This is a genomic window from Peribacillus sp. NPDC055009 (assembly GCF_053608705.1).
In genome coordinates this window covers 71457-92343 of the sequence record NZ_JBSGVZ010000018.1, presented here as the reverse complement: position 1 = coordinate 92343, position 20887 = coordinate 71457, and the positions used below count along the sequence as shown (strand labels likewise).

Annotated in this window: 20 protein-coding genes and 1 pseudogene; 17 read left to right on the top strand and 4 right to left on the bottom strand. The window is 40.5% G+C overall.

The genetic code is table 11. The features are described from left to right. Positions 1 to 96: 96 nt before the first annotated feature. Positions 97 to 450 (bottom strand): hypothetical protein, encoded by a 354-nt coding sequence (locus tag ACWF5P_RS21785; RefSeq protein WP_452445268.1) that lies wholly within the window; start codon positions 448 to 450, stop codon positions 97 to 99. A 407-nt stretch (positions 451 to 857) separates the two neighbouring features. Between ACWF5P_RS21785 and ACWF5P_RS21780 the strand changes: the two genes are divergently transcribed. The 4 genes from ACWF5P_RS21780 to ACWF5P_RS21765 all read left to right on the top strand — a co-directional run bounded on the left by ACWF5P_RS21780 (position 858) and on the right by ACWF5P_RS21765 (position 5091). Further along, a complete protein-coding gene (locus tag ACWF5P_RS21780; RefSeq protein ID WP_452445267.1) occupies positions 858 to 3029 on the top strand; it encodes a DNA topoisomerase III in 2172 nt (723 codons plus the stop codon). 102 nt (positions 3030 to 3131) lie between these two features. After that, positions 3132 to 3560: a transcriptional regulator MntR gene (mntR, locus tag ACWF5P_RS21775; RefSeq protein ID WP_048687667.1), complete on the top strand. Its 429-nt coding sequence runs from the start codon at positions 3132 to 3134 to the stop codon at positions 3558 to 3560. Between the two features lie 140 nt (positions 3561 to 3700). After that, positions 3701 to 4396: a class I SAM-dependent methyltransferase gene (locus ACWF5P_RS21770; RefSeq protein WP_452445266.1), complete on the top strand. Its 696-nt coding sequence runs from the start codon at positions 3701 to 3703 to the stop codon at positions 4394 to 4396. Next, positions 4396 to 5091, top strand: a complete 696-nt coding sequence (locus tag ACWF5P_RS21765; RefSeq protein WP_452445265.1) for an AIM24 family protein — start codon at positions 4396 to 4398, stop codon at positions 5089 to 5091. Before ACWF5P_RS21770 ends, ACWF5P_RS21765 begins: the two co-directional genes overlap by 1 nt. A gap of 107 nt (positions 5092 to 5198) precedes the next feature. On the opposite strand, the gene metA is transcribed toward ACWF5P_RS21765, so the two are convergent. Beyond that, positions 5199 to 6107, bottom strand: coding sequence for a homoserine O-acetyltransferase MetA (gene metA, locus ACWF5P_RS21760; RefSeq protein WP_101225302.1), 909 nt, complete (start codon positions 6105 to 6107; stop codon positions 5199 to 5201). Positions 6108 to 6275: 168 nt separating this feature from the next. On the opposite strand from metA, the gene ACWF5P_RS21755 reads away from it, so the two are divergent. From ACWF5P_RS21755 to ACWF5P_RS21715, 9 genes are all read left to right on the top strand, one after another. Further along, complete coding sequence (locus tag ACWF5P_RS21755; RefSeq protein WP_101225301.1) at positions 6276 to 6809, top strand: hypothetical protein; 534 nt, start codon at positions 6276 to 6278, stop codon at positions 6807 to 6809. A 78-nt stretch (positions 6810 to 6887) separates the two neighbouring features. Beyond that, positions 6888 to 7364, top strand: a complete 477-nt coding sequence (locus tag ACWF5P_RS21750) for a glutathione peroxidase (RefSeq protein WP_101225300.1) — start codon at positions 6888 to 6890, stop codon at positions 7362 to 7364. 139 nt (positions 7365 to 7503) lie between these two features. Further along, positions 7504 to 8349, top strand: coding sequence for a DegV family protein (locus tag ACWF5P_RS21745; RefSeq protein WP_101225299.1), 846 nt, complete (start codon positions 7504 to 7506; stop codon positions 8347 to 8349). A gap of 53 nt (positions 8350 to 8402) precedes the next feature. Beyond that, complete coding sequence (locus tag ACWF5P_RS21740) at positions 8403 to 9047, top strand: HD domain-containing protein (protein WP_101225298.1); 645 nt, start codon at positions 8403 to 8405, stop codon at positions 9045 to 9047. Further along, positions 9044 to 10921 (top strand): ABC-F family ATP-binding cassette domain-containing protein, encoded by a 1878-nt coding sequence (locus ACWF5P_RS21735; protein ID WP_452445264.1) that lies wholly within the window; start codon positions 9044 to 9046, stop codon positions 10919 to 10921. The genes ACWF5P_RS21740 and ACWF5P_RS21735 overlap by 4 nt, the downstream gene beginning before the upstream one ends. A 130-nt stretch (positions 10922 to 11051) precedes the next feature. Beyond that, on the top strand, positions 11052 to 12188 hold the full coding sequence (locus ACWF5P_RS21730) for a conserved virulence factor C family protein (protein WP_434167189.1): 1137 nt from the start codon (positions 11052 to 11054) through the stop codon (positions 12186 to 12188). 301 nt (positions 12189 to 12489) lie between these two features. Then, the gene (gene ilvD, locus ACWF5P_RS21725; RefSeq protein WP_034311212.1) at positions 12490 to 14160 is read left to right on the top strand and encodes a dihydroxy-acid dehydratase; all 1671 of its coding nucleotides are present in this window, start codon (positions 12490 to 12492) and stop codon (positions 14158 to 14160) included. A gap of 170 nt (positions 14161 to 14330) precedes the next feature. Further along, positions 14331 to 14765 (top strand): BrxA/BrxB family bacilliredoxin, encoded by a 435-nt coding sequence (locus ACWF5P_RS21720; RefSeq protein ID WP_452445263.1) that lies wholly within the window; start codon positions 14331 to 14333, stop codon positions 14763 to 14765. Between the two features lie 72 nt (positions 14766 to 14837). Next, on the top strand, positions 14838 to 15617 hold the full coding sequence (locus ACWF5P_RS21715; RefSeq protein WP_452445262.1) for a class I SAM-dependent methyltransferase: 780 nt from the start codon (positions 14838 to 14840) through the stop codon (positions 15615 to 15617). Here ACWF5P_RS21715 and ggt read toward each other — a convergent pair whose 3' ends face one another. Continuing rightward, positions 15618 to 17306 carry a gamma-glutamyltransferase gene (gene ggt, locus ACWF5P_RS21710; RefSeq protein ID WP_452445261.1) on the bottom strand — a complete coding sequence of 563 codons (1689 nt, stop codon included), beginning with the start codon at positions 17304 to 17306 and terminating at the stop codon, positions 15618 to 15620. It lies immediately after the preceding gene. 436 nt (positions 17307 to 17742) lie between these two features. On the opposite strand from ggt, the gene ACWF5P_RS21705 reads away from it, so the two are divergent. The 4 genes and pseudogenes from ACWF5P_RS21705 (at position 17743) to ACWF5P_RS21690 (ending at position 20255) form a co-directional block, all read left to right on the top strand. Next, on the top strand, positions 17743 to 18360 hold the full coding sequence (locus ACWF5P_RS21705) for a YpjP family protein (protein WP_452445260.1): 618 nt from the start codon (positions 17743 to 17745) through the stop codon (positions 18358 to 18360). 210 nt (positions 18361 to 18570) lie between these two features. Next, positions 18571 to 19335: a TerC family protein gene (locus ACWF5P_RS21700; RefSeq protein ID WP_101225292.1), complete on the top strand. Its 765-nt coding sequence runs from the start codon at positions 18571 to 18573 to the stop codon at positions 19333 to 19335. A 38-nt stretch (positions 19336 to 19373) separates the two neighbouring features. Continuing rightward, positions 19374 to 19622: pseudogene (locus ACWF5P_RS21695) on the top strand (hypothetical protein); the annotation flags it as partial. Positions 19623 to 19649: 27 nt separating this feature from the next. Next, positions 19650 to 20255 (top strand): hypothetical protein, encoded by a 606-nt coding sequence (locus ACWF5P_RS21690; protein ID WP_452445259.1) that lies wholly within the window; start codon positions 19650 to 19652, stop codon positions 20253 to 20255. 324 nt (positions 20256 to 20579) lie between these two features. Here ACWF5P_RS21690 and ACWF5P_RS21685 read toward each other — a convergent pair whose 3' ends face one another. After that, on the bottom strand, positions 20580 to 20822 hold the full coding sequence (locus tag ACWF5P_RS21685; RefSeq protein WP_434167183.1) for a hypothetical protein: 243 nt from the start codon (positions 20820 to 20822) through the stop codon (positions 20580 to 20582). Positions 20823 to 20887: the final 65 nt, after the last annotated feature.

Genomic DNA, 20887 nt, shown 5'->3' with positions numbered 1-20887 from the left:
TTGGAAAGTTCTCTCCAAAGAATAAGAAATAAGAATGGCCGAAAATCAATTTGATTTTTCGGCCATTTTAATATTTGAAAATGGGGAATTCAAGTATTATTTTTCTACAGATGCAAGAATGTCTTCAGCTAAGAGTTTAGATCCACTAGCACCTTTTAGATATTTCAATGTTCCTTCACTAGACCAATCAAATATCTTTATACTGCTCATTCTTTTATTTACTTCTTTAATGTTTAACTGGTTGGAAACAAAATTATAATTTGAAGGGATAATTTTATTGCCGGCTATAGCAAAAGCATTTAAACAGACTATATGAGTTAGTCTATATTGCTTATAATCACTCCATTCAACAGGTAACAACTCTTTAATACAATTAAAATAAGTAAGAGTTATATTAAGTATTTTTTCCTTAGGTAATTCGGCTATCTTTGTATTTTTAATTAATAACAAAAGAAAGTTATATACATTTTGTAAAGTAATATGCTTTTCTTTAGTTCTTTTAAAAATCTACTTAACGAAGTACCTATACCTTTAGCTTTTGTATTAATAATATCAAAAAATTTAATTTCTTCATCTTCATCTAAACAGTGAAAAGCTTGGAAGGGCACATTTAAAATCGCACTAGTTTCTTTTGTATATACTCCGATTCACCCAAATTCGAAGTTTTTACCTATTGACCTTCCAATATTTAGGCGGACTTTTTCATCTCCCTGAAATCCTCTTCACCGAAGATAAGCAATCATTTCATGCTTTCTACTATCAGTTCAGTAAAAACGAAGTCATATCTAGCCGATTGTGATAATTAAGGTATAATGATAGGGGAAAGATATTTTGTAACGGATTAGGTGAAGATGATCATGAAGCTAATCATTGCGGAGAAACCAGATCAAGGTTCAACGCTAGCAGCTCAATTTAAAACGAAGAAACAGCAAGGCTATATAGAAATCATGCCGAATGAACTTTTTCCCGATGGAGCTTATGTAACTTGGGCTGTCGGGCATTTATGTCAACTTGTTTCACCGGAAACCTATCATTCAAAATGGAAAAAATGGTCGATGGAAACGTTGCCGATGATTCCTGAGAAATTTCAATATGAAGTGACCCGACAAAAGGCAAAGCAATTCAATGTTGTGAAGACCTTACTTAGGAAACCGGAAGTCGATGAAATCATTCATGCAGGTGATGCCGGGCGTGAAGGAGAATTGATTGTACGCAATATCGTTAATCTATGCAATGTCAATAAACCGATGAAACGTTTATGGATTTCCTCTTTGACCCCAAAAGCGATTTATGAGGGATTCCAAAATTTGAAGAGCGAGGAAAAAACCAGGCCGCTCTATTATGAAGCGTATACGAGAGCTTGTGCGGACTGGGTTGTGGGAATGAATGCGTCTAGAGCGTATAGTATTTTATTGAAACAAAGGGGCGTTTCGGATGTGTTTTCAGCTGGAAGGGTTCAGACACCGACTCTTGCTTTGATAGTGAAGCGGGAAATGGAAATTGAGCAATTCAAGTCTGAGCCGTTCTGGGAAGTGTTCGCTGACTTCAAGATGGATGGAAAGAAATATCAGGGAAAATGGCAGCAGAACAATGATCCGAGAATAAAGACAAAAGAAATGGCTGATAAAATTGCCGCCTTTTGCAAGGGTAAGGAAGCTGAAATAGCTGAAATGGATACTGAAAGGAAAGAATTTCAGCCGCCTTTGTTATTTAATCTATCGTCATTGCAAGCTACAGTGAACAAGATTTATAAATATTCACCGAAACAGACGCTTGATATAGTACAAAGTTTATATCAAAAAGGAATCGTTTCTTATCCACGTTCAGATTCCAATTATGTAACGGAAGGGGAAGCCGAAACATTTCCCGATATCTTGCAAAAACTAAGCGGATTTTCAGAATATGAATCCCTGTTTCCTTTGCCACAACCGAACATCATGAATAATAAAAGGTTTGTAAATGAAAAAAAAGTGACTGATCACTATGCAATTATCCCGACAGAGCAGGTAACCGACCCGAAGCGGCTTTCCGCCGAAGAACGGAATATTTATGACTTGGTGGTACGCCGGTTGATTGCGGCTCATTATGAAAAAGCGATTTTCGATTACACCACCATTAAAACGCTTGTCGATAAGCGTGCGGAATTCATTTCTAAAGGCAAACAGCAGATTCAAGAGGGATGGCGCAAAGTGATTTTCCAAGATGACAAGGATGATGATATCATTTTGCCGTCCGTTTCCAAAGGGGATACTGGAAAGGTCGCCAATATAAAGGTGAAAGAAGGAAAAACCCAACCTCCTAAGCGCTATACAGAAGGTCAGCTGATCACTTTGATGAAAACAGCCGGAAAGCATCTGGATAATGAAGAGTTAGAAAAAGTTCTGATGAAAACCGAGGGTCTCGGAACCGAAGCAACTCGGGCTGGCATCATTACCATGCTCAAAGACCGTAAATACATCAATGTCAAAAAAAATCAGGTTTTTGCGACAGATAAAGGGAAAGTGCTGATTACTGCCATCGGGGAGAAAATCCTGGCTTCACCTGAAATGACAGCCAAATGGGAACAGCGTTTGAGGGAAATCGGTGAAGGAAAGGCTTCAGCCGGCGGATTTATGGAAGCTGTTAAAAAGATGTCAGCAAAAATCATCAGTGATGCCGTGGAATCATCGGAAAAATGGGATTTTCAAGGGCTGGATACCGAGTCGATTCAACGGAGCGGCTCTAAAAAAAGAAGCTCGGCATCTGTGGGCAGCTGTAAACTATGCGGTTCTAAGATTGTCGATAAAGGGGAATTCTATGGATGTGTAAGTTATCAAAAAACAAAGTGTAACTTCACCATCTCCAAAAAAATCCTTAATAAGAAAATCAGTCAAGCAAATATAAAAAAGCTGTTGGCGAGCGGTGAAACGGATCTGATAAGCGGTTTTAAAAAAGGGGAAAAAACCTTTGATGCCATTCTATCGTGGTCCGATGCTGAAAAGAAGATCAGTTTTACATTCCCAACAGAACAAAACATCAAGCAAACTTGAGAAGAAGCATCATTAAAGGCGCCCTGAGACTTATATCTTCTTGTTTCGGGGCCGTTTATATAGTAAAATTTTTAGATATGCGTTTGAATGGGAGGATTCCGAATGCCTACACCGAGCATGGAGGATTACATAGAACAAATTTATTTACTTATTGAAGAAAAAGGATATGCAAGAGTTTCCGATATTGCCGAAAATCTTTCCGTCCACCCATCTTCTGTTACAAAAATGGTACAAAAACTGGATCAGGAAAAATATTTGATATATGAAAAGTACCGGGGTCTCGTTTTAACCGCAAATGGGAAAAAAGTTGGTAAAAGGCTCGTATACCGTCATGAACTTTTAGAACAGATGCTAAGGTTGATTGGGGTCAAGGAAGAAAATATTTATCAAGATGTAGAGGGGATTGAACACCACCTTAGTTGGAATGCCATCGATAGGATTGGAGACCTGGTTGAATTCTTTGAAGAATCTCCTGACCGTGTCGAGGATTTACGTAAGATACAAAAAAGAAATGAAGAAAATTCAAAATAAGCTGCCGCTGGCAGTTTTTTTTATGTATTTGAAAATCGCTAGGGGTGACGTTTTAAAGGAGGATTTTTGAATTAAGAGCAGAATAGCTATAGGGAAGCCCCGGTCGGGAATTAGGGGGTATATGGGAGGATGAATTTCAGATGAATTTACATACATGGCATGAAGAGTCGAAAAAGGAATGGGATGTTTTTGCACCTATGTGGGTGAAGAATTCGCAAGAAATGTGGGAAACTGGGAGCCGGAAAAACATTATTCCTTTCTTTTCTGAATTTGTACCTTCGGGAGTGAAGGTGGCTGACATAGGCTGTGGAGATGGAGTTGGTTCCTTTAAATTGGCCGAAGCGGGATTTAAAGTAACCGGAGTTGATTTATCCAATGTGATGATTGAATTTGCAAAGGGAAAAACCGCTCAACAACCAGGACTTTCTTTCCTGCAAGGAGATTTTTATAATCTTCCATTCAAAGATGAAGAAATGGATGCAGCAATGGTCATTAATTCTTTGGAATATACGGGTGAACCATTAACGGTGATGAAGGAAATCCAACGGGTAATAAAGCCTGGAGGTTATGTCTGTTTTGGAATACTTGGTCCAACAGCTGAACCACGAAAAAAATTCAGTTTTCAACGGTTATTAGGGGACCAAGTCATCATGAATACAATGCAGCCTTGGGAATTTGAAAAAATGGCTTTAGAAACGGGATGGAAGGCAGTAGCTGATACCGGCGTTGCAAAGAGAGGGGTGGACTATGCAAAGCTGGGACATTTTTCAAAGGAATTAAAGCAAGCTGTATCGTTCATGTGGCTGTTTCTCCTGCAAAAAGAGGTGGGGCAGTGATGGAGAAGTATCAAATCGATCAATTCGTTGAAAAGACGAAGCAGCAGGATAAAGGGCAAGGATTATTCGAACTTGAAACGGAACGAATCCTGGAGATTAATTTGGAAAAGCAGATCTGGGCAAAAATGGGGACGATGGTTTCTTATCGAGGTCATGTTAAATTCGAGCGGGAAGGCATCTTGGAGCATGGTCTTGGTAAACTCTTTAAAAAAGCTTTGACTGGTGAGGGGGCATCCTTGATGAAAGCGACCGGAAGCGGCAAGCTATACATCGCCGATCAAGGGAAGAAGATTTCTATTTTACAGTTAAATGGTGAATCGATCTGTGTTAACGGAAATGACTTACTTGCATTTGAGCCGGGGATTTCATGGGATATAAAAATGATGCGGCGCATTGCCGGGTTATTGGCAGGGGGATTGTTCAACGTAAGGCTCGAGGGGAGAGGCATGGTCGCATTCACTTCTCATTATGAGCCGCTTACTTTAATGGTGGAACCTGGGAATCCGGTCTATACGGACCCGAATGCCACAGTAGCTTGGTCAGGGGAATTGCAGCCTGAATTCGTAACGGATGTTTCATTGAAGTCGTTTTTTGGGAGGGGAAGCGGCGAATCCGTTCAAATGAAATTCGAAGGTCAAGGATTTGTGGTCGTCCAACCTTTTGAAGAGGTGTACTTCGGTAATAAGGAATCATGAAACAAACAACCTGAGTCAGAAACTCAGGTTGTTTCCCATGATAATCCGAAGTGGCTTCCCAAGAAAACGATTCACTTAAAAGTGAAAGCTTCTTTTTTCTTACCCTTTCAATCCCACTCATAAGGGGTAGATTGATAGACATAATAGTTCAGCCAATTAGAGAACATCAAGCTGCAATGGCTCTTCCAGCGGTGGAGAGGTACCTTGGTCGGATCGTTATCAGGAAAGTAATTTTCAGGGAGTTGCGTATTGATCCCACGCTCTCTATCGCGCCTGTATTCTTCACCTAGGGTATCGGCATCATACTCGAAATGGCCGGTAACCATAATTCTTTTTCCGTCAATCGAAGCAGCGATCAATACACCAGCTTGATCGGACTGTGCGAGAACCTTCAATTCAGGATGGTTAACTAATTTTTGATAGTCAATATCCGTATGGCGTGAATGAGGGGCCATAAAATAATCATCGAATCCGCGGACTAGATTTTCATTCGGTTCAAGGACCTCATGGGTGTATACGCCGAAGCATTTCTCTGGAAGTTCGTATTTGCCTATTCCATAATGATGGTACAGGGCAGCTTGTGCCCCCCAACAGATATGTAGGGTGGATGTGACATTTTCGCTTGACCAGTTCATGATATTCTGCAGTTCTTCCCAATAATTGACGTCTGAAAATTCCAGCTTTTCTACTGGAGCACCTGTAATGATCAAGCCGTCATATTTCTTCGTGCGAATTTCATTAAATGATTTGTAAAATTGATCTAAATGAAATTTACTTGTGTTTTTTGATTCATGTGTGCTCAAGCGCAGGAATGATATATTTACTTGAATGGGAGTATTGCCAAGAAAGCGCAGTAACTGGGCCTCCGTTTTTTCTTTCTCTGGCATTAGGTTTAATATTAATATATTCAATGGACGGATTTCCTGATTGGTAGCTCTTTCCTCATCCATAACGAAGATATTTTCCTGTTCTAAAATTTCTCTTGCTGGCAGTTGTTCTGGAATTCTGATTGGCATGATTAGCCTCCTTCTTCAAAAATCATAATATTTTAATTATATAGAAAATTATTGAATAGAAAAGCTATTTTAATAATTTCTTGTAAATCCCGAAGGAAATGGCCCGGAAATGGTAAAATGGGAAGATCATGAATACATAAACTTATAAGTTGGAGAGGTGTTTGGAGATTGTTTGATCCTACAGCATTTGAGAACATGAAAGTGGTATTGGAAGGAGCGGTTTACGATCGTGACTTCATTGGGGATATATTGGTCATAAACCGTGATGATATAGTGAATCTCTCGACCATGTCCAGATCATATAAGATTGAGATGGGATTGAAAAAAACAATGGCGCCCATTTCGATTAGCGGTGCCATCGAGTTACACGCTTCTCTCAAGAACCTAAGTTCGGAGTTACTCGATGCCGATATTGATGATACGCATACGGGCTGCACGGTCAATATTTTCATTTCTTTTCCCAAAAAGCTTGATGAGGTTAATGCTGAACAATTGTTGAACGACCTGGAAAAAATTTGGGGAGATCAAAGAATCATTACAGTGACGACCAGCGATACGGTCAGTAAAAAAATGCAACCCGTTACTTCATCTATATATAAAGTATCATTTGGAAGACTGGTAAAAGAAGAGCAAATGGATGATTTGGAAGACATGGTAGAGTATTTGATTCAATCCATCCAAGCAGTGAAGATTCCAGGATGATAGGCAAAGGATAAAAGTTGGTAAACGTACCTTTAAATACGGTAAAATGAATCATCATACTAAAGGGAGAGATCATATATGTCCATTTACGAATTTGAAGTCAATAAAATTAATGGCGAAACCATCTCGCTTGAGGAATATAGAGGGAAAGTGATGATCATAGTGAATACCGCAAGCAAATGCGGTTTTTCGCCACAGTATGATGATTTGCAAAGCCTGTATGTACAATATAAAGAGGATGGGATTGTCGTACTTGGTTTTCCGTGTAATCAGTTTTTGAATCAGGAGCCTGGTGATGATCTGGAAATCGATTCATACTGCAAATTGAATCATGGTGTAACTTTCCCGATGTTTGCCAAAGTGAATGTTAATGGAAAGGAAGCCCATCCCTTATTCAGCTATCTGACTGAAAATGCTCCCGGAGTGATGGGATCCAAATCGATAAAATGGAATTTTACAAAGTTCTTGATTGACCGAGATGGAAATATCGTCAGCCGGTATGCGCCTAAAACAAAACCTCTGGAAATGGAAGAGGATATAAAAAAATTATTATGAGAAATGATTCGAGTCCAACGGAAGCTTCTGTTGGGTTCTTTTTTTTAGGTTAGAAATTTAATGCATGCATCCGGTTTTAAAAGGGGACAGATGGTTGGGATGTTGAATATAATAGAAGACACAAATGAGGGGGGAAAACATGGAACGAATTGCATGGGTAACAGACAGTACGGGAACTTTAGACGAAGAATTATCATTGAATGAACATGTATACGTCGTTCCGATGGTCGTCATCATCGATGGGAAGGAATATGAAGATGGCGTCGACCTATTACCTGAGGAATTATACCGTCGGATGAGTGAGGATAAAATCACCGCCACTACGTCACAGCCGTCGGTCGGCAGATTCCATGAGTTATATAAGGAGCTTGAAAAACGCTATGATCGAATCATAGCCGTACACCTTTCAAGTGAATTGAGCGGCACCGTTTCCGCGAGCAGGCAAGCTGCACAAATGGTTACAATCCCCGTTGACGTTTTTGATACTTTACTTATTTCCTTTCCGATGCTATTAATCTTGAAACGGCTCATGCATCATATTAATAATGGCGATTCCATCAATGAGGCCTTCGTCAAAACGAGAATGTATGCGGATAACCATGAAACTTATGTATTAATAGGTTCTTTAGATCAGCTGCACCGCAGCGGCAGACTAACAAACGCACAGTATATTCTAGGAAGCCTGTTAAGCTTTAAACCCATCATTTCAATCGAAAACGGTGTGCTTCATACTAAATCTAAGCCCCGGAACCTTAAAAAAGCGGAAAAACAGATCTTCACTGATTTTCGCAGATCAGTCGAAGCAGGAAATGTAAAAGAATGCACCATATTATATGGAGCAATGTCGGAGCAGGCACAGAGATGGAGAAAGATGATTTCCGAAGAATTTCCTCATGTGTTGACCCATGTATCCCCACTTGGCAGTGCCATCGGGGTGCATACCGGTGAACAGACGATTGGAATCAGTTGGTTCAATGAAGATTAAAGCACACCATTATTGAGAACCATGGTAAAATAGATAGGACATGGAGTGGTGAAATGAAACAAACGATGATTGAATTAACGGAGAAGTATGTATATGACCAATTGAATTCTGATGCCAGCGGCCATGATTGGTTCCATATCGATCGTGTACGTAAGCTGGCTTTACATATTGCAAAAGAAGAACGAAAAGGAAATGAGTTCATCATTGAATTGGCGGCCCTGCTTCATGATATCCCGGATGATAAATTAAACCAGGAAGCCGATGGAGGCTGGAAAAAGCTTGATTCTTGGTTCGATGAAATAAAGTTGGATAATGATAGTATGGATGCCATCAAACAGATCATCAATACAATTTCATATAGTGCAGGGCAGATGAAGCTTCCCTCGATCGAGGCTGAAATTGTTCAGGATGCGGACCGCTTGGATGCAATTGGTGCCATTGGCATAGCCAGGACATTTGCATTTGGCGGAAAAAAGGGACAACTTATGTATGATCCTTCATTGCCCATAAGGGAAAACATGACCAAGAAGGAATACAGGAATGGCAAAAGCTCTTCCATTCATCACTTTCATGAAAAGTTATTGCGTTTGCAAGATATGCTCAATACTTGTACAGCCAAGAAGATTGCAAGTGAAAGGCATGAATATATGATTGGATTTTTGGATGAATTTAATAAGGAATGGGATGTACGATTATGAAAGTTTTTAGCATGGAAAATGTAATGAAAACCCAAGGGGAAAAGCTGCTTTTTAAAGATGTCTCTTTTTCCATAACCGAAGGGGAGAAAATCGGGATCGTTGGAATAAACGGCACCGGTAAATCGACATTATTGAATATTATCGCAGGATTGGAAGACAGTGATTTAGGAAAGAAAGATCACCCGAATGATTACACGATTTCCTATCTATCCCAAGACCCTCATTTCGATGAGGAATTGACGATCATGGAATATATGTATGAAAGTTCAACTCCTGTATTTTCGTTGATTAAAGAATATGAAAAGACACTCGTTCAACTCCAGGTAGATCCGCAGAATGGCGCAGTACAGGACCGTTTGTTAAAGCAACAGCAGGATATGGACACGCTTGGCGCCTGGGATACAAGTGCCAATGCCAGAACGATACTGACCAAGCTTGGACTTCCTGATCACTCAAGGAAATTGGGGGAACTGTCAGGTGGCCAAAAAAAACGTGCGGCCCTGGCAAAAACCTTGATTGAGACCCCTGATTTACTGATTTTGGATGAGCCTACCAACCATCTCGATTTCGAAAGCATCACTTGGCTTGAAGAATATATGGGGAAATATCAAAAGTCCGTTTTATTTGTAACCCATGATCGATATTTCCTTGATCGTGTGTCCAATAAGATTTGGGAAATTGCCCAAACGCAGCTTTTTGAATACAAAGGAAACTATGCGGATTATTTAGAATCAAAGGCCATTCGTGAAGAGAACGAGTCAGCTGAAAGAACGAAAAAGGAAAGTCTATTCAAAAAGGAACTGGCCTGGATCCGTAAAGGAGCCAAGGCCCGTACAACGAAACAAAAGGCCAGGATCCAACGCTTCGAAACATTGGAATCAGGTGTAAAGGATAAGCAGAAAACAGAGAACCTGGAAATGGAATTAAGCGGTGCCCGTCTTGGGAAAAAGGTGCTTGAGATGCAGGATGTTTCAAAATCCTTCGGTGATCGAACCATCATCAACCATTTCTCCTTCCTCTTCAAACCGGGTGATCGGATTGGGATCGTCGGTAATAATGGCAGTGGAAAGTCAACCTTGTTAAATATCCTGGCCGGTCGGGAATCCATAGATGAAGGTAACATGGAAAAAGGGCAAACCGTGAAAATAGGATACTATACTCAAGAAAGCGTCGATATGGATGAGAATTTGCGCATGATAGAGTATATTCGTGAAACGGCGGATTCCATTGCCCTTAAAGATGGCAGTTTCATATCGGCTGCGCAGATGCTTGAAAGGTTCTTGTTTCCAATGGGATCGCATGGAACGCCAATCCGCAAGCTGTCAGGAGGGGAGAAAAGGCGTTTATATCTCCTTAACATATTGATGTCGGCACCTAATGTCCTGCTTTTGGATGAACCGACGAATGATTTGGACACGCAAACCTTGACCGTTCTGGAGGATTATTTAGAAACGTTTTCAGGTGTAGTCATTACCGTATCACATGATAGGTATTTCCTGGATAAGACGTGCCATCAGCTCCTTGTTTTCAAGAATAAAGGTGATATTGATTTCTATTACGGCAATTATTCAGAGTTCTTGGAAGAAAAAACGGAAGAGACCGTGCCGGTAAAAGCACCGGAACCTCAGATGAACCGGACCGAAAAGAAAAAGAAAAAACTGACCTATGCGGAAAGTAAGGAATGGGAAGGAATCGAAGGGAACATGGAACGGGCCGAGCTGCGCCTGAAAGACATAACATCAGAAATGTCAGCGGCGGGAAGCGATTTTGAAAAAGTACGCCTGCTGCTTGAAGAAGAAAAGGAACTAACGGATAAATTAGAGCATTTGATGGAAAGATGGACGTATTTAGCGGAAAAATTGGAAGAGGAATGAGTATGGAGACTGGTCCAAGGGAGCAAACTTGGATCGGTCTTTTTTTTGCCAATCTCAATTGCATGAGAATCTGTTGCCGATGTGATAATATCTAGTACATGGAAACGTCTTGTAAAAGGAGAGAAATGCATTGAAAATTAAGTCGATAGAACCTACACCAAGTCCGAATACAATGAAAATCAATTTAACTGAAGAGCTATTAGCTGGTAAGAGCAATAATTATAAGAAAGATCAAGCTGACCAGGCACCCCAGCTGATCAAAGATTTATTTACGATCGAGGGAGTGAAAGGGGTATATCATGTTGCGGACTTTTTAGCCGTTGAGCGAAATGCGAAATATGATTGGAAAGATATCTTGGTCCAAATCCGTCAGGTTTTCGGGGAAAAAACCGAAGAACAAAATCAACAAACAACGCTAAATGAACATTACGGAGAAGTAACTGTTGCCATTCAACAATTCAAGGGCATTCCGATGCAAATTAAAGCAAGCGATAGCCAACATGAAAAACGTTTTGCCTTACCGGATTATTTCATAAAGGGCATTGCCGCTGCCCAAAAAGAAGATGACAATGTAGTCCTGCTTCGAAAATGGAAGGATTATGGCGTAAGATATGGTGATATGGAAGATATCGTGAAGGAAGTATCGGATGAGCTGATTGCAGCTTATCCGGAAGAACGAATTAATCGGCTAGTAGCCGCTGCAAATGAAATGGTGGATACGAAGGAAGCATTTTTGAAACGACCAAAAATTAAACTGACTGCAGAAATGCTGAATGACGAAAGCTGGGAAAAGCGTTATCAGGCTTTAGAACAAATGGAAGATCCAACGGTTGATGATATACCTGTATTGGACATGGCACTCTCCGACAGTAAGGTCTCCATTCGAAGGCTCGCGGTCGTATACTTGGGTATGATCGAGGATAGAAAAGTGCTCCCGAGCTTGTATAAAGCATTGAAAGATAAAAGTGCGGCCGTAAGACGAACGGCTGGTGATTGTTTATCAGATCTTGGCTTCGAAGAAGCGATGGGAGAAATGTCTCAATCACTTTCGGATAAAAATAAATTGGTTAGATGGAGGGCGGCGATGTTTTTATACGAAGTGGGAAATGAAACGACCCTCCCTTATCTTAAGCAAGCGGAACAGGATCCTGAATTCGAAGTGGCCCTTCAGGTCAAGATGGCCATTGACCGTATAGAAAATGGGGAAGAAGCAAAAGGTTCGGTTTGGAAGCAAATGACAGAATCAAGACAAGCGAATGACAAGTGATTTGGAATAACCCAGGCAAAAGGCATGCGGATGATTTAATCCGCATGCCTTTTTATTTTTGAGGGTCGTTTCCAGTCGTTTGACATAAGTTCCCCTCACGTCTAATCCCAAAACATTAGTTTCTATTATATAAATTGATCTCTATTATTTTAGTAAAATGATTTTTGTAGATATTTAGTGTTGAATGGTTGCATTTGTATGTAAATATGTTAGAATTTTTAGAGTATACTAAAAATTATATTATATTGAATCATTAAACATTTAGTGGAAATTGGGGGTACAACAAATGTCTACATCAAATATGAGAAGTGACATGATTACAAAAGGGGTCGATCGAGCTCCACATAGAAGTCTGCTGCGGGCAGCAGGTGTTAAAGAAGAAGATTTCGGTAAACCGTTCATCGCGGTTTGTAATTCATATATCGATATCGTTCCAGGTCATGTCCACCTTCAGGAATTCGGAAAAATAGTGAAGGAAGCGATTCGCGAAGCGGGCGGTGTTCCTTTCGAATTTAATACGATCGGGGTAGACGATGGAATTGCGATGGGTCATATTGGTATGCGCTATTCTTTGCCAAGCCGTGAAATCATCGCAGATTCCGTAGAAACTGTTGTATCGGCACATTGGTTTGACGGTATGGTCTGCATTCCAAACTGTGACAAGATAACGCCGGGAATGATGATGGGAGCACTTCGTGTCAATATTCCTACAATATTCGTAAGCGGCGGACCCATGAAAGCAGGTAAAGATAAAAATGGTAAATCTCTTTCATTAACATCCGTTTTTGAAGGGGTGGGTGCTTATCAAGCAGGTAATATCAATGAAGAGGATTTGCAGGAAATCGAGCAGGTTGCATGCCCTACTTGCGGTTCTTGTTCAGGAATGTTCACAGCAAACTCCATGAACTGCCTGGCTGAAGGATTGGGACTTGCACTTCCGGGAAATGGTACGATTTTGGCGGTAGCTGAGGAACGTAAGGAATTCGTTAAGAAATCCGCTAAACAGTTGATGGAGATAATCAAACAGGATATCAAGCCTCGTGATATCGTAACGATTGATGCAATTGATAATGCATTTGCCTTGGATATGGCGATGGGCGGTTCGACCAACACCGTTCTTCATACACTTGCATTGGCACATGAAGCAGGTTTTGAATATCCGATGGAACGCATAAATGAAATAGCTAACCGCGTACCGCATCTAGCGAAAATCGCACCGGCATCCGATTATCATATTGAAGATGTACATAATGCCGGTGGTGTAAGTGCCGTCATTAATGAGTTACTCAAAAAACCAGGTGCCTTTAATGGAGATTGCCTTTCTGTCTCAGGTAAAACGCTCCGCGAAAATGTTGCCGGTTGTGAAATATTGGACAAGGATGTAATCCATCCATTGGATAATCCGCATTCTGAGCGTGGCGGGCTTGCTGTATTGTTCGGTAACCTTGCTCCTCAAGGCTCCATCGTAAAAGTGGGGGCGGTTGACGCATCAGTTGGTGGCTACCACAGGGGTCCTGCCATTTGTTTCGATTCCCAGGAAGATGCACTTTCCGGGATCATTACCGGAAAGGTTAAAGAAGGGGATGTAGTGGTCATTCGTTACGAAGGGCCTAAAGGTGGGCCGGGTATGCCGGAAATGTTGGCACCAACTTCCCAAATCGTCGGGAGGGGACTTGGAGCGAAAGTCGGTTTGATCACTGATGGCCGCTTTTCCGGTGCATCTCGAGGCATCAGCATTGGTCATATATCCCCTGAAGCAGCTGAGGGAGGCCCAATTGCCTTTGTTGAAGATGGTGATATCATCGAATTGGATTTGAATAATCGCAAAATCCAATTGGAAATTTCCGATGAAGAATTCGAAAAACGCAAAGCGAATTGGAAAGGCTTCGAGTCAAAAGTCAGAACAGGCTATTTAGCACGTTATTCCAAACTTGTAACGAATGCCAGCTCAGGCGGAGTGATGAAAGTTTAAGTTAAAAGGAAGACTAAAACATGGTGGCAGAATGAAAGTGGATTCTGTCACCATGTTTCTTTGTGGGAAACAATGAATTTTACAAAGCTTTAAGCGTCATTTTTGCATATTCACTTAACAATATAGTATGATTATTCTAATTGAAGAAATGTAACCAAGGGGGTTTTTTTATGTCGATGGCATATGATGAATATATGAAGCAAATGGTGAAACCAATGCGTGCGGAACTGGTGCAAGCAGGTTTTGATGAGTTGGAATCCGCTGAAGCTGTTGAAAACTTTATGGAATCGGTAGAAGGTACGACACTTGTGGTCGTGAATTCCGTTTGTGGATGTGCTGCCGGGTTAGCCCGTCCAGCTGCTACTCAAGCCGTACTGCAAGCAGACAATAAGCCAGATCATTTGGTAACTGTATTTGCCGGCCAAGATAAGGAAGCGACTGCTAAAATGCGGGAATACTTTGATGGAATAGAACCTTCTTCACCATCAATGGCTCTTTTAAAGGGCAAAGAGGTCGTACATTTCATTCCACGCCATGATATAGAAGGACAGCCAATGGAAGCTATCATGGAAAATTTATTGGCAGCGTTCAGTCAAGTAAAATAAGTGATAAAGCGGAATGTCCTGGAAACAGGGCATTCTTTTCAAATTTAAGAGAGTATGAAGGGGTAGGGATCCATGTTTGTCACAACAGTAGGAAGAGCCGATAAAGAAACGATGATATTAGCAAAAAGGTTAGCTGAAGAATTACATATCCCCTTTATAGCCCGAAGAAAACAATCGGTGAGAGATATCCAAGCGGAACAAAATGAAGATGATTGCCTTGTTTTTGGTAAAAAACGGATGGAGTTATATCGATACCAGGAAAAAGAACCATTCTTTTTCCACCCGAACCTAGCGATGATCCGTATAAAAAGAATAATGCGCGGAGAGAGTGATCCATTTCTCATTGCCGGAGATATAAATGAAGGGAACTCTGTGCTTGATTGTACCTTGGGTTTGGGCTCTGATGCGATTGTCGCAAGTTTCAAAGTGGGTGAACATGGACAGGTTGTCGCATTGGAAGGAAATCAATATTTGGCCTTGCTCGTGGACCATGGGATGAAGACATGGGAGGATGCAGAAGAAACGATGATTTCTGCGATGAGAAGAATGGAGGTCATGCAAGGTGATCATTACGAAATTTTGAAAACATTGCCGGATAATCATTTTGATGTCGTATATTTCGATCCCATGTTTGAAGAAACGATTCAGGAATCGAATGGGATCAGGGGACTGACTCATTTTGCGGAAGGTAAGGATTTATCTGTGGAAATAATGAAAGAAGCCAAGCGGGTTGCGCGAAAGAGAGTCGTGTTGAAAGACCATTTTCGCAGCTCCCGCTTTGAGGAATTTGGATTTGATGTAATAAAAAGAAAAACATCCAAATTTCATTTTGGCTTCATTTCCATTCAGTGATCAAGATTTATAATCTGTTTCGTCCAGGCCCATGGCACAGCCTTCTCGGCTTGAATCGGCAGCACCATAGTTAGAGCCATCAGGGTTGATTTGAATCGCTTGGACATTCCCTATTGAGTGGGGAACTTCATTAAAGGCGAAGCCCATTGCTTCCAAGTGGCCTTTGCTGGTCATATCAATTCCTGCTTCCCATTCAATATGAGGGCCCATTGGAGTGAAAATTCTAGGTTCTTCGATGGCTGCTTTCAAATCCATTTTCATATCGAGTACATTGATGATCGTTTGCACGACTGAACTGATGATGGTTGGTCCTCCAGGTGAACCCAGCGTCAAGATCGGCTCGCCGTCTTTAAAGATGATCGTTGGGCTTTTACAGCTGACTGGGCGTTTATTGGGCTGCACTTCATTCATGCCGCCTGGAATGGAATCGAAATCAGTCAGTTCGTTATTCAGCATGAAACCATAGTCGGAAACCATGATGCCTGATCCGAATGGATGTTCCACTGTAGACGTGCATGCTGCGATATTCCCCCATCTGTCACGGACGGTGAAGTGTGTGGTTTCACTGATATCCTCTTCATTAGGCTGAGGTATGACTTCCCTTTGCTTCACGGAATCATAAATCCAAGGGTTTCCGAAGTCAATGGCATTATTTCTTGTTTTGAAATTAATGAATGAACGGCGTTTAGCTATATAATCATCATGCATGAGACCCGCCAACGGCAATTCGGCAAATTCGGGATCAGCGAGAAATGCCTTTTTGTCTGTAAATGCCAGACGCATCGCTTCTGCTATTAAATAATATTTTTCCCAAGAACGGACGTCATATTGTTCTATTTGGAAGCTCTCCAATATTTTCAGGATTTGGATGACCGTGAATCCGCCAGCACTTGGGGCATTTGATGACGCAATTAGATAATCCTTATAAGTCCCATACATTGGTACATCGATTGTAGCTTTATAGTCCTTTAAATCAGAAAGCTCCATGAACCCTCCAAGCTCCTGTATACAGGAAATGATGCCTTCTCCGATTTCACCTTCATAAAAAGCGGAAATTCCTTCACGTTGTAAGATCCGATAGGTATTCGCCAGCTTTTCTTTTATAAGCAAATCGCCATCCTGATAGGGTTTTCCGTTTGGCATGAAGAATTTACGCGCTTCATCGCCCAATCGATATTCAAAGTTTTTAAGAGCGTCGCAAAGAACCCAATTGACGGGAACTCCCTTTTCTGCAAATTCAATGGATGGCTCGATGAGGTCCGCTAATGGCTTACTGCCATTTTCAGCGAGTGCTTCATCCATAGCTTTCAGTATTCCGGGTATGCCTACCGCTGTGGCTTTGATTGATCTTTCTTTAAATGGGATGACTTTCCCTTTTTCATCAAGAAACATGTCTCGATGTGCTGCTTTAGGTGCTCTTACATGCCCATCGTATATTTTCGTTTCCTTATTTTTAGCGTTATATACCATTAGGAAACCACTTCCGCCGATACCGGTCATCATGGGTTCCACAATATTCAGGGCAAATTGGATGGCGACCGCCGCATCGACAGCATTTCCACCTTCACGTAATATTTTTTCCCCTATGGAAGTGGCTACCGGATGAGCTGTAACGACCATTCCGGCGCCCCCTGTAGCTGTTTCCCTTTTATAATCCTTATCTTTAATGATTTCATTGTTGTTTTCCAAAATAATTCCTCCATTATTCAGTCCTTTTATCTGCCAAAAGGTAAGGCTTATGTTTGAATGAAAAGAAAACCTTGCCATTGTAGAAGAATGACAAGGAGATTTTTCGTAGGTATTCATTTATTCTTAATCAGCAAATGATAAATATACGAAAAATGCTAATGTTACAAGACATAAAGCCACCATGGCAGTCGAAGCCATATAAGACCCCTCCTTAAAAAGACTTGAATCTAATTAAGTTCTCCAAAAATCGTCAAAATCCTTCATTTAAATGTAAATTTATTGATATTTAATAAAAAAGTTCGAGTTCATAAACTTTATATAGGTATTTATCCTTTTTTTTGATTTTTAAAACATGGGTAACTATATATTCGTAATTACCAAAAAATAAAAGTATACTAAATATAAAGACAATACAAAAAAGGAGGGGGAGTGTGATTTGAAAGCGGCGGTTTGGTTCAGGAAAAGTCTCGTCATTTTAGTATCCGTTTTGACGTTTGGTCTTGTCACTCCTTCAGATCTGGCGTGGCTTGCGGAAGCCGATTCGTTAAAGGATACTAAAAAAGGGTTAGTGGAAGAAGAGGGATTATCCTATCTTCCTTCGCAAAATTCTACTGAACTAGAAGAGGAATTCAACCGGGAAGAATTTTTATCGGGCATAATGAATAAGGCAGAGGAAAACGCATTTGTGAAATTTGGCGAGAAGATCAATCCTAAAATTGGTGATGAGTTCAAAATGGTCATATTACCAAAGATGGAAGAAGCCATTACCGAAATGGCTGCCCAATTTCCAGACGAGAAATTACAGCAATTAACCATCACTGAGCAGCCGAGTGCGGGCAGGGCCGAAAAAATATTTCATATTTATGATACAAACAGCGGCAAGGATATCATCAGATTCCATGTCAGGCAGGAAAATCCTCCACTGGAAGGGTATTGGTTCGATTTTCATTATCATACCCATCATGATTCATTTGCCACCCATTATAATATAGGGAAAATATATTGGGATAAAAATACGCCGCCAGAGTGGACGAGTAAACAAAGGATCTCATAGCGGTTGGTTTCGTTGATTTTATGTAAGTGTAAGAGTATGATGAAAATGAAGTGAATTTCTAATAGCATCGAAATGATACGTTGTCATGCAACGTATTTATTTTGTGTTGAAATAAAAGCAGAGTTTTTATCATAACGGGGAACAATGTGAACAATGTTATTTTAAAAGGTTTTCTAATTTTGCGGTTATAGTAGCAGAGGAGTCTTTATCATGTCAGAGTTGTTAAATAACATCATGCAAACGTATGCACAGTTTTTTGACTGGCATATGTGGGTCGAGGTTTTATCCGACCCGGTGAGCTGGGGATTGATTGGAACGCTCGTATTAATGGAAGGGTTGCTATCAGCGGACAACGCTTTGGTATTAGCGGTAATGGTCAGGCACCTTCCGGAAAAACAACGGAAAAAAGCACTTTTTTACGGTTTATTAGGTGCTTACGCTTTTAGATTTATAGCGATTGGAATCGGTGTTTTCCTCATTAAGCTTTGGTGGGTGAAGGTAATTGGAGCAGCCTATCTTGGTTGGCTCTCATTTAAATACTTTAGGGATAAAAGAAAAAAACAAGCTGATGAAGATATTCAGGGAATGAATAAAAACAGCATACTGATCCGTATGTTTGGTACCTTATGGGGAACGGTTGCCGCAGTGGAATTGATGGATATAGCATTTTCCGTCGATAGTGTCTTGGCCGCATTCGGGGTGAGTGAAAAAGTCTGGGTGCTTTTGACAGGGGGAATGATTGGTGTCTTGATGATGCGGGGAGTGGCGGGATTATTTCTAAAATTGATAGATAAGGTTCCTGAATTGGAAACTGCCGCATATGTCCTTATCGGATTCATTGCTATAAAAATGTTATTGGCCGTTGCAAGGATAGAAATCCCGCCTGCAATCTTTTTTGCCTTTATTTTGCTGATTTTTGGCACCACGATCGTATTCCATTTGAAGAAAGGGAAAAAGCTTAAGGAACATGGTTGAGCACTATTTAAAAAAGCTGCCATCGAAAATGATGGCAGCTTTTTGTCGCAAAAGTTTCAGAATGGTATGATTATTCAGGTGTTCTTGGTAGAAGAAGAATCGTCAAAACTCAATTAGAAAATGCTATCGGCAATAAATTGTCGTCGGACAATACATTTTGCACCGATGCTTGGAGGGCATTTTCTCAAAGTGATAATATATCAATAAGTAGTATGATAGTAGAAAATTGTCTTTTCAAGACAGATGTTACTTATAAAGAGTTAAGATTATCAACCTTTAATAAATGAATACATTGGAACTACGGGGGCGGAAAATTGAATATAGAAGTTGGCTATTTCCCGAAGAGATATTATGACTCAAATCCTGATGCTGGAGGTTTTTTCCCGTTTGCAATAGAAGGCACTACGCCATATGTTTTCTCAATGGATGGCTTTTATCTACCAGAATGTGATCAAAATTTCCTGCCATTGTGGATGAGAAACATTCAAGCATTTCCACTTTATTTTTGTGCTGAGGTTTCTTCTTATTGCAAAGATGAGTTTGAACATAATTGCAAGGAATTCAATATCAGTTATAGATACTTAACTAACCGATACGTTGTTACTGAAATCCAGAATGAAAAGCAGTTTCAGGAGATTTTCCCTTTCTACATTACTCTTGGTAGTGGGAATGATTTAGTTTTATGGTCTACAAACAAAGATGTATTTAGAGTAGAACAAAGAGAATGGAAAGGAAATTGGGAAGGGAAAATTGCGGGAACAGTAGTGGTTAAAGTAGAAGTCGATACAAGTATTTTTTGGATTGGCTATGATGGAGATAACATTGCGGTTATCTCAAGTCAATCGAATTTCGCAACATATAAAAAAATAATCAAGACTTTTCCCGATTTTGTAGTTCCAAAGCTATGTAAGTACGAGTAATTTTAAAAATTAAAATGATTATGAGACCCCTGATAAGAGAAGGTCTCATTTATTTGACTAAAAAACAACAATATTATTTAACATAACCAAAATGTTAAAACAAAGTTGATTGAAGCGGAAGGTGCGAGACTCCTGCGGGAAAAGCGAGTCGAGGGTAGACCCCACAGGCACAAAAGCGCCGAGGACGCTACCGGACCGCCCGCGGAAAGCGAGTGCCTGGAGCGGAAATCAACGTCTAAATTGTGTACATATAAAAAAACTGTAGGCAAACTTGATTTTTCATCGAGGTTGCCTACCCGTCTGAAGCTGACATCAAATATGATGTCAGCTTTTATTTTGGAAAATATCAATTATTTGAAGAAGGACTGTAAATGTTGTGAAGAAAAGCAATGGCAATAAAAAGTTAAGCCAAAGTGAAGACAGTAGCGGATGCAGCAGTATGCCAAATAAGATGGAGAAGAGAAAAAGGTCGAGAATGATGAACACTCTTAAACTGTAAATATCAAGCACTTCTTCAGCAAGTTCTCGGTGCTCATTCAAGATTGCTTTTTTATTATTGGTTTCCATGCGATCACCTTAAACCTTTTACGATTATATACTGTTGATATATGAAAAGTGCGGATCAATGGTTC

Excerpts from the sequence above, each read along its gene's own strand:
- ACWF5P_RS21780 (WP_452445267.1), top strand. The coding sequence starts at position 858 with ATGAAGCTAATCATTGCGGAGAAACCAGATCAAGGTTCAACGCTAGCA.
- mntR (WP_048687667.1), top strand. The coding sequence starts at position 3,132 with ATGCCTACACCGAGCATGGAGGATTACATAGAACAAATTTATTTACTT.
- ACWF5P_RS21770 (WP_452445266.1), top strand. The coding sequence starts at position 3,701 with ATGAATTTACATACATGGCATGAAGAGTCGAAAAAGGAATGGGATGTT.
- ACWF5P_RS21765 (WP_452445265.1), top strand. The coding sequence starts at position 4,396 with ATGGAGAAGTATCAAATCGATCAATTCGTTGAAAAGACGAAGCAGCAG.
- metA (WP_101225302.1), bottom strand. The coding sequence starts at position 6,107 with ATGCCAATCAGAATTCCAGAACAACTGCCAGCAAGAGAAATTTTAGAA.
- ACWF5P_RS21750 (WP_101225300.1), top strand. The coding sequence starts at position 6,888 with ATGTCCATTTACGAATTTGAAGTCAATAAAATTAATGGCGAAACCATC.
- ACWF5P_RS21745 (WP_101225299.1), top strand. The coding sequence starts at position 7,504 with ATGGAACGAATTGCATGGGTAACAGACAGTACGGGAACTTTAGACGAA.
- ACWF5P_RS21740 (WP_101225298.1), top strand. The coding sequence starts at position 8,403 with ATGAAACAAACGATGATTGAATTAACGGAGAAGTATGTATATGACCAA.
- ACWF5P_RS21735 (WP_452445264.1), top strand. The coding sequence starts at position 9,044 with ATGAAAGTTTTTAGCATGGAAAATGTAATGAAAACCCAAGGGGAAAAG.
- ilvD (WP_034311212.1), top strand. The coding sequence starts at position 12,490 with ATGAGAAGTGACATGATTACAAAAGGGGTCGATCGAGCTCCACATAGA.
- ACWF5P_RS21720 (WP_452445263.1), top strand. The coding sequence starts at position 14,331 with ATGTCGATGGCATATGATGAATATATGAAGCAAATGGTGAAACCAATG.
- ACWF5P_RS21715 (WP_452445262.1), top strand. The coding sequence starts at position 14,838 with ATGTTTGTCACAACAGTAGGAAGAGCCGATAAAGAAACGATGATATTA.
- ACWF5P_RS21700 (WP_101225292.1), top strand. The coding sequence starts at position 18,571 with ATGTCAGAGTTGTTAAATAACATCATGCAAACGTATGCACAGTTTTTT.
- ACWF5P_RS21685 (WP_434167183.1), bottom strand. The coding sequence starts at position 20,822 with ATGGAAACCAATAATAAAAAAGCAATCTTGAATGAGCACCGAGAACTT.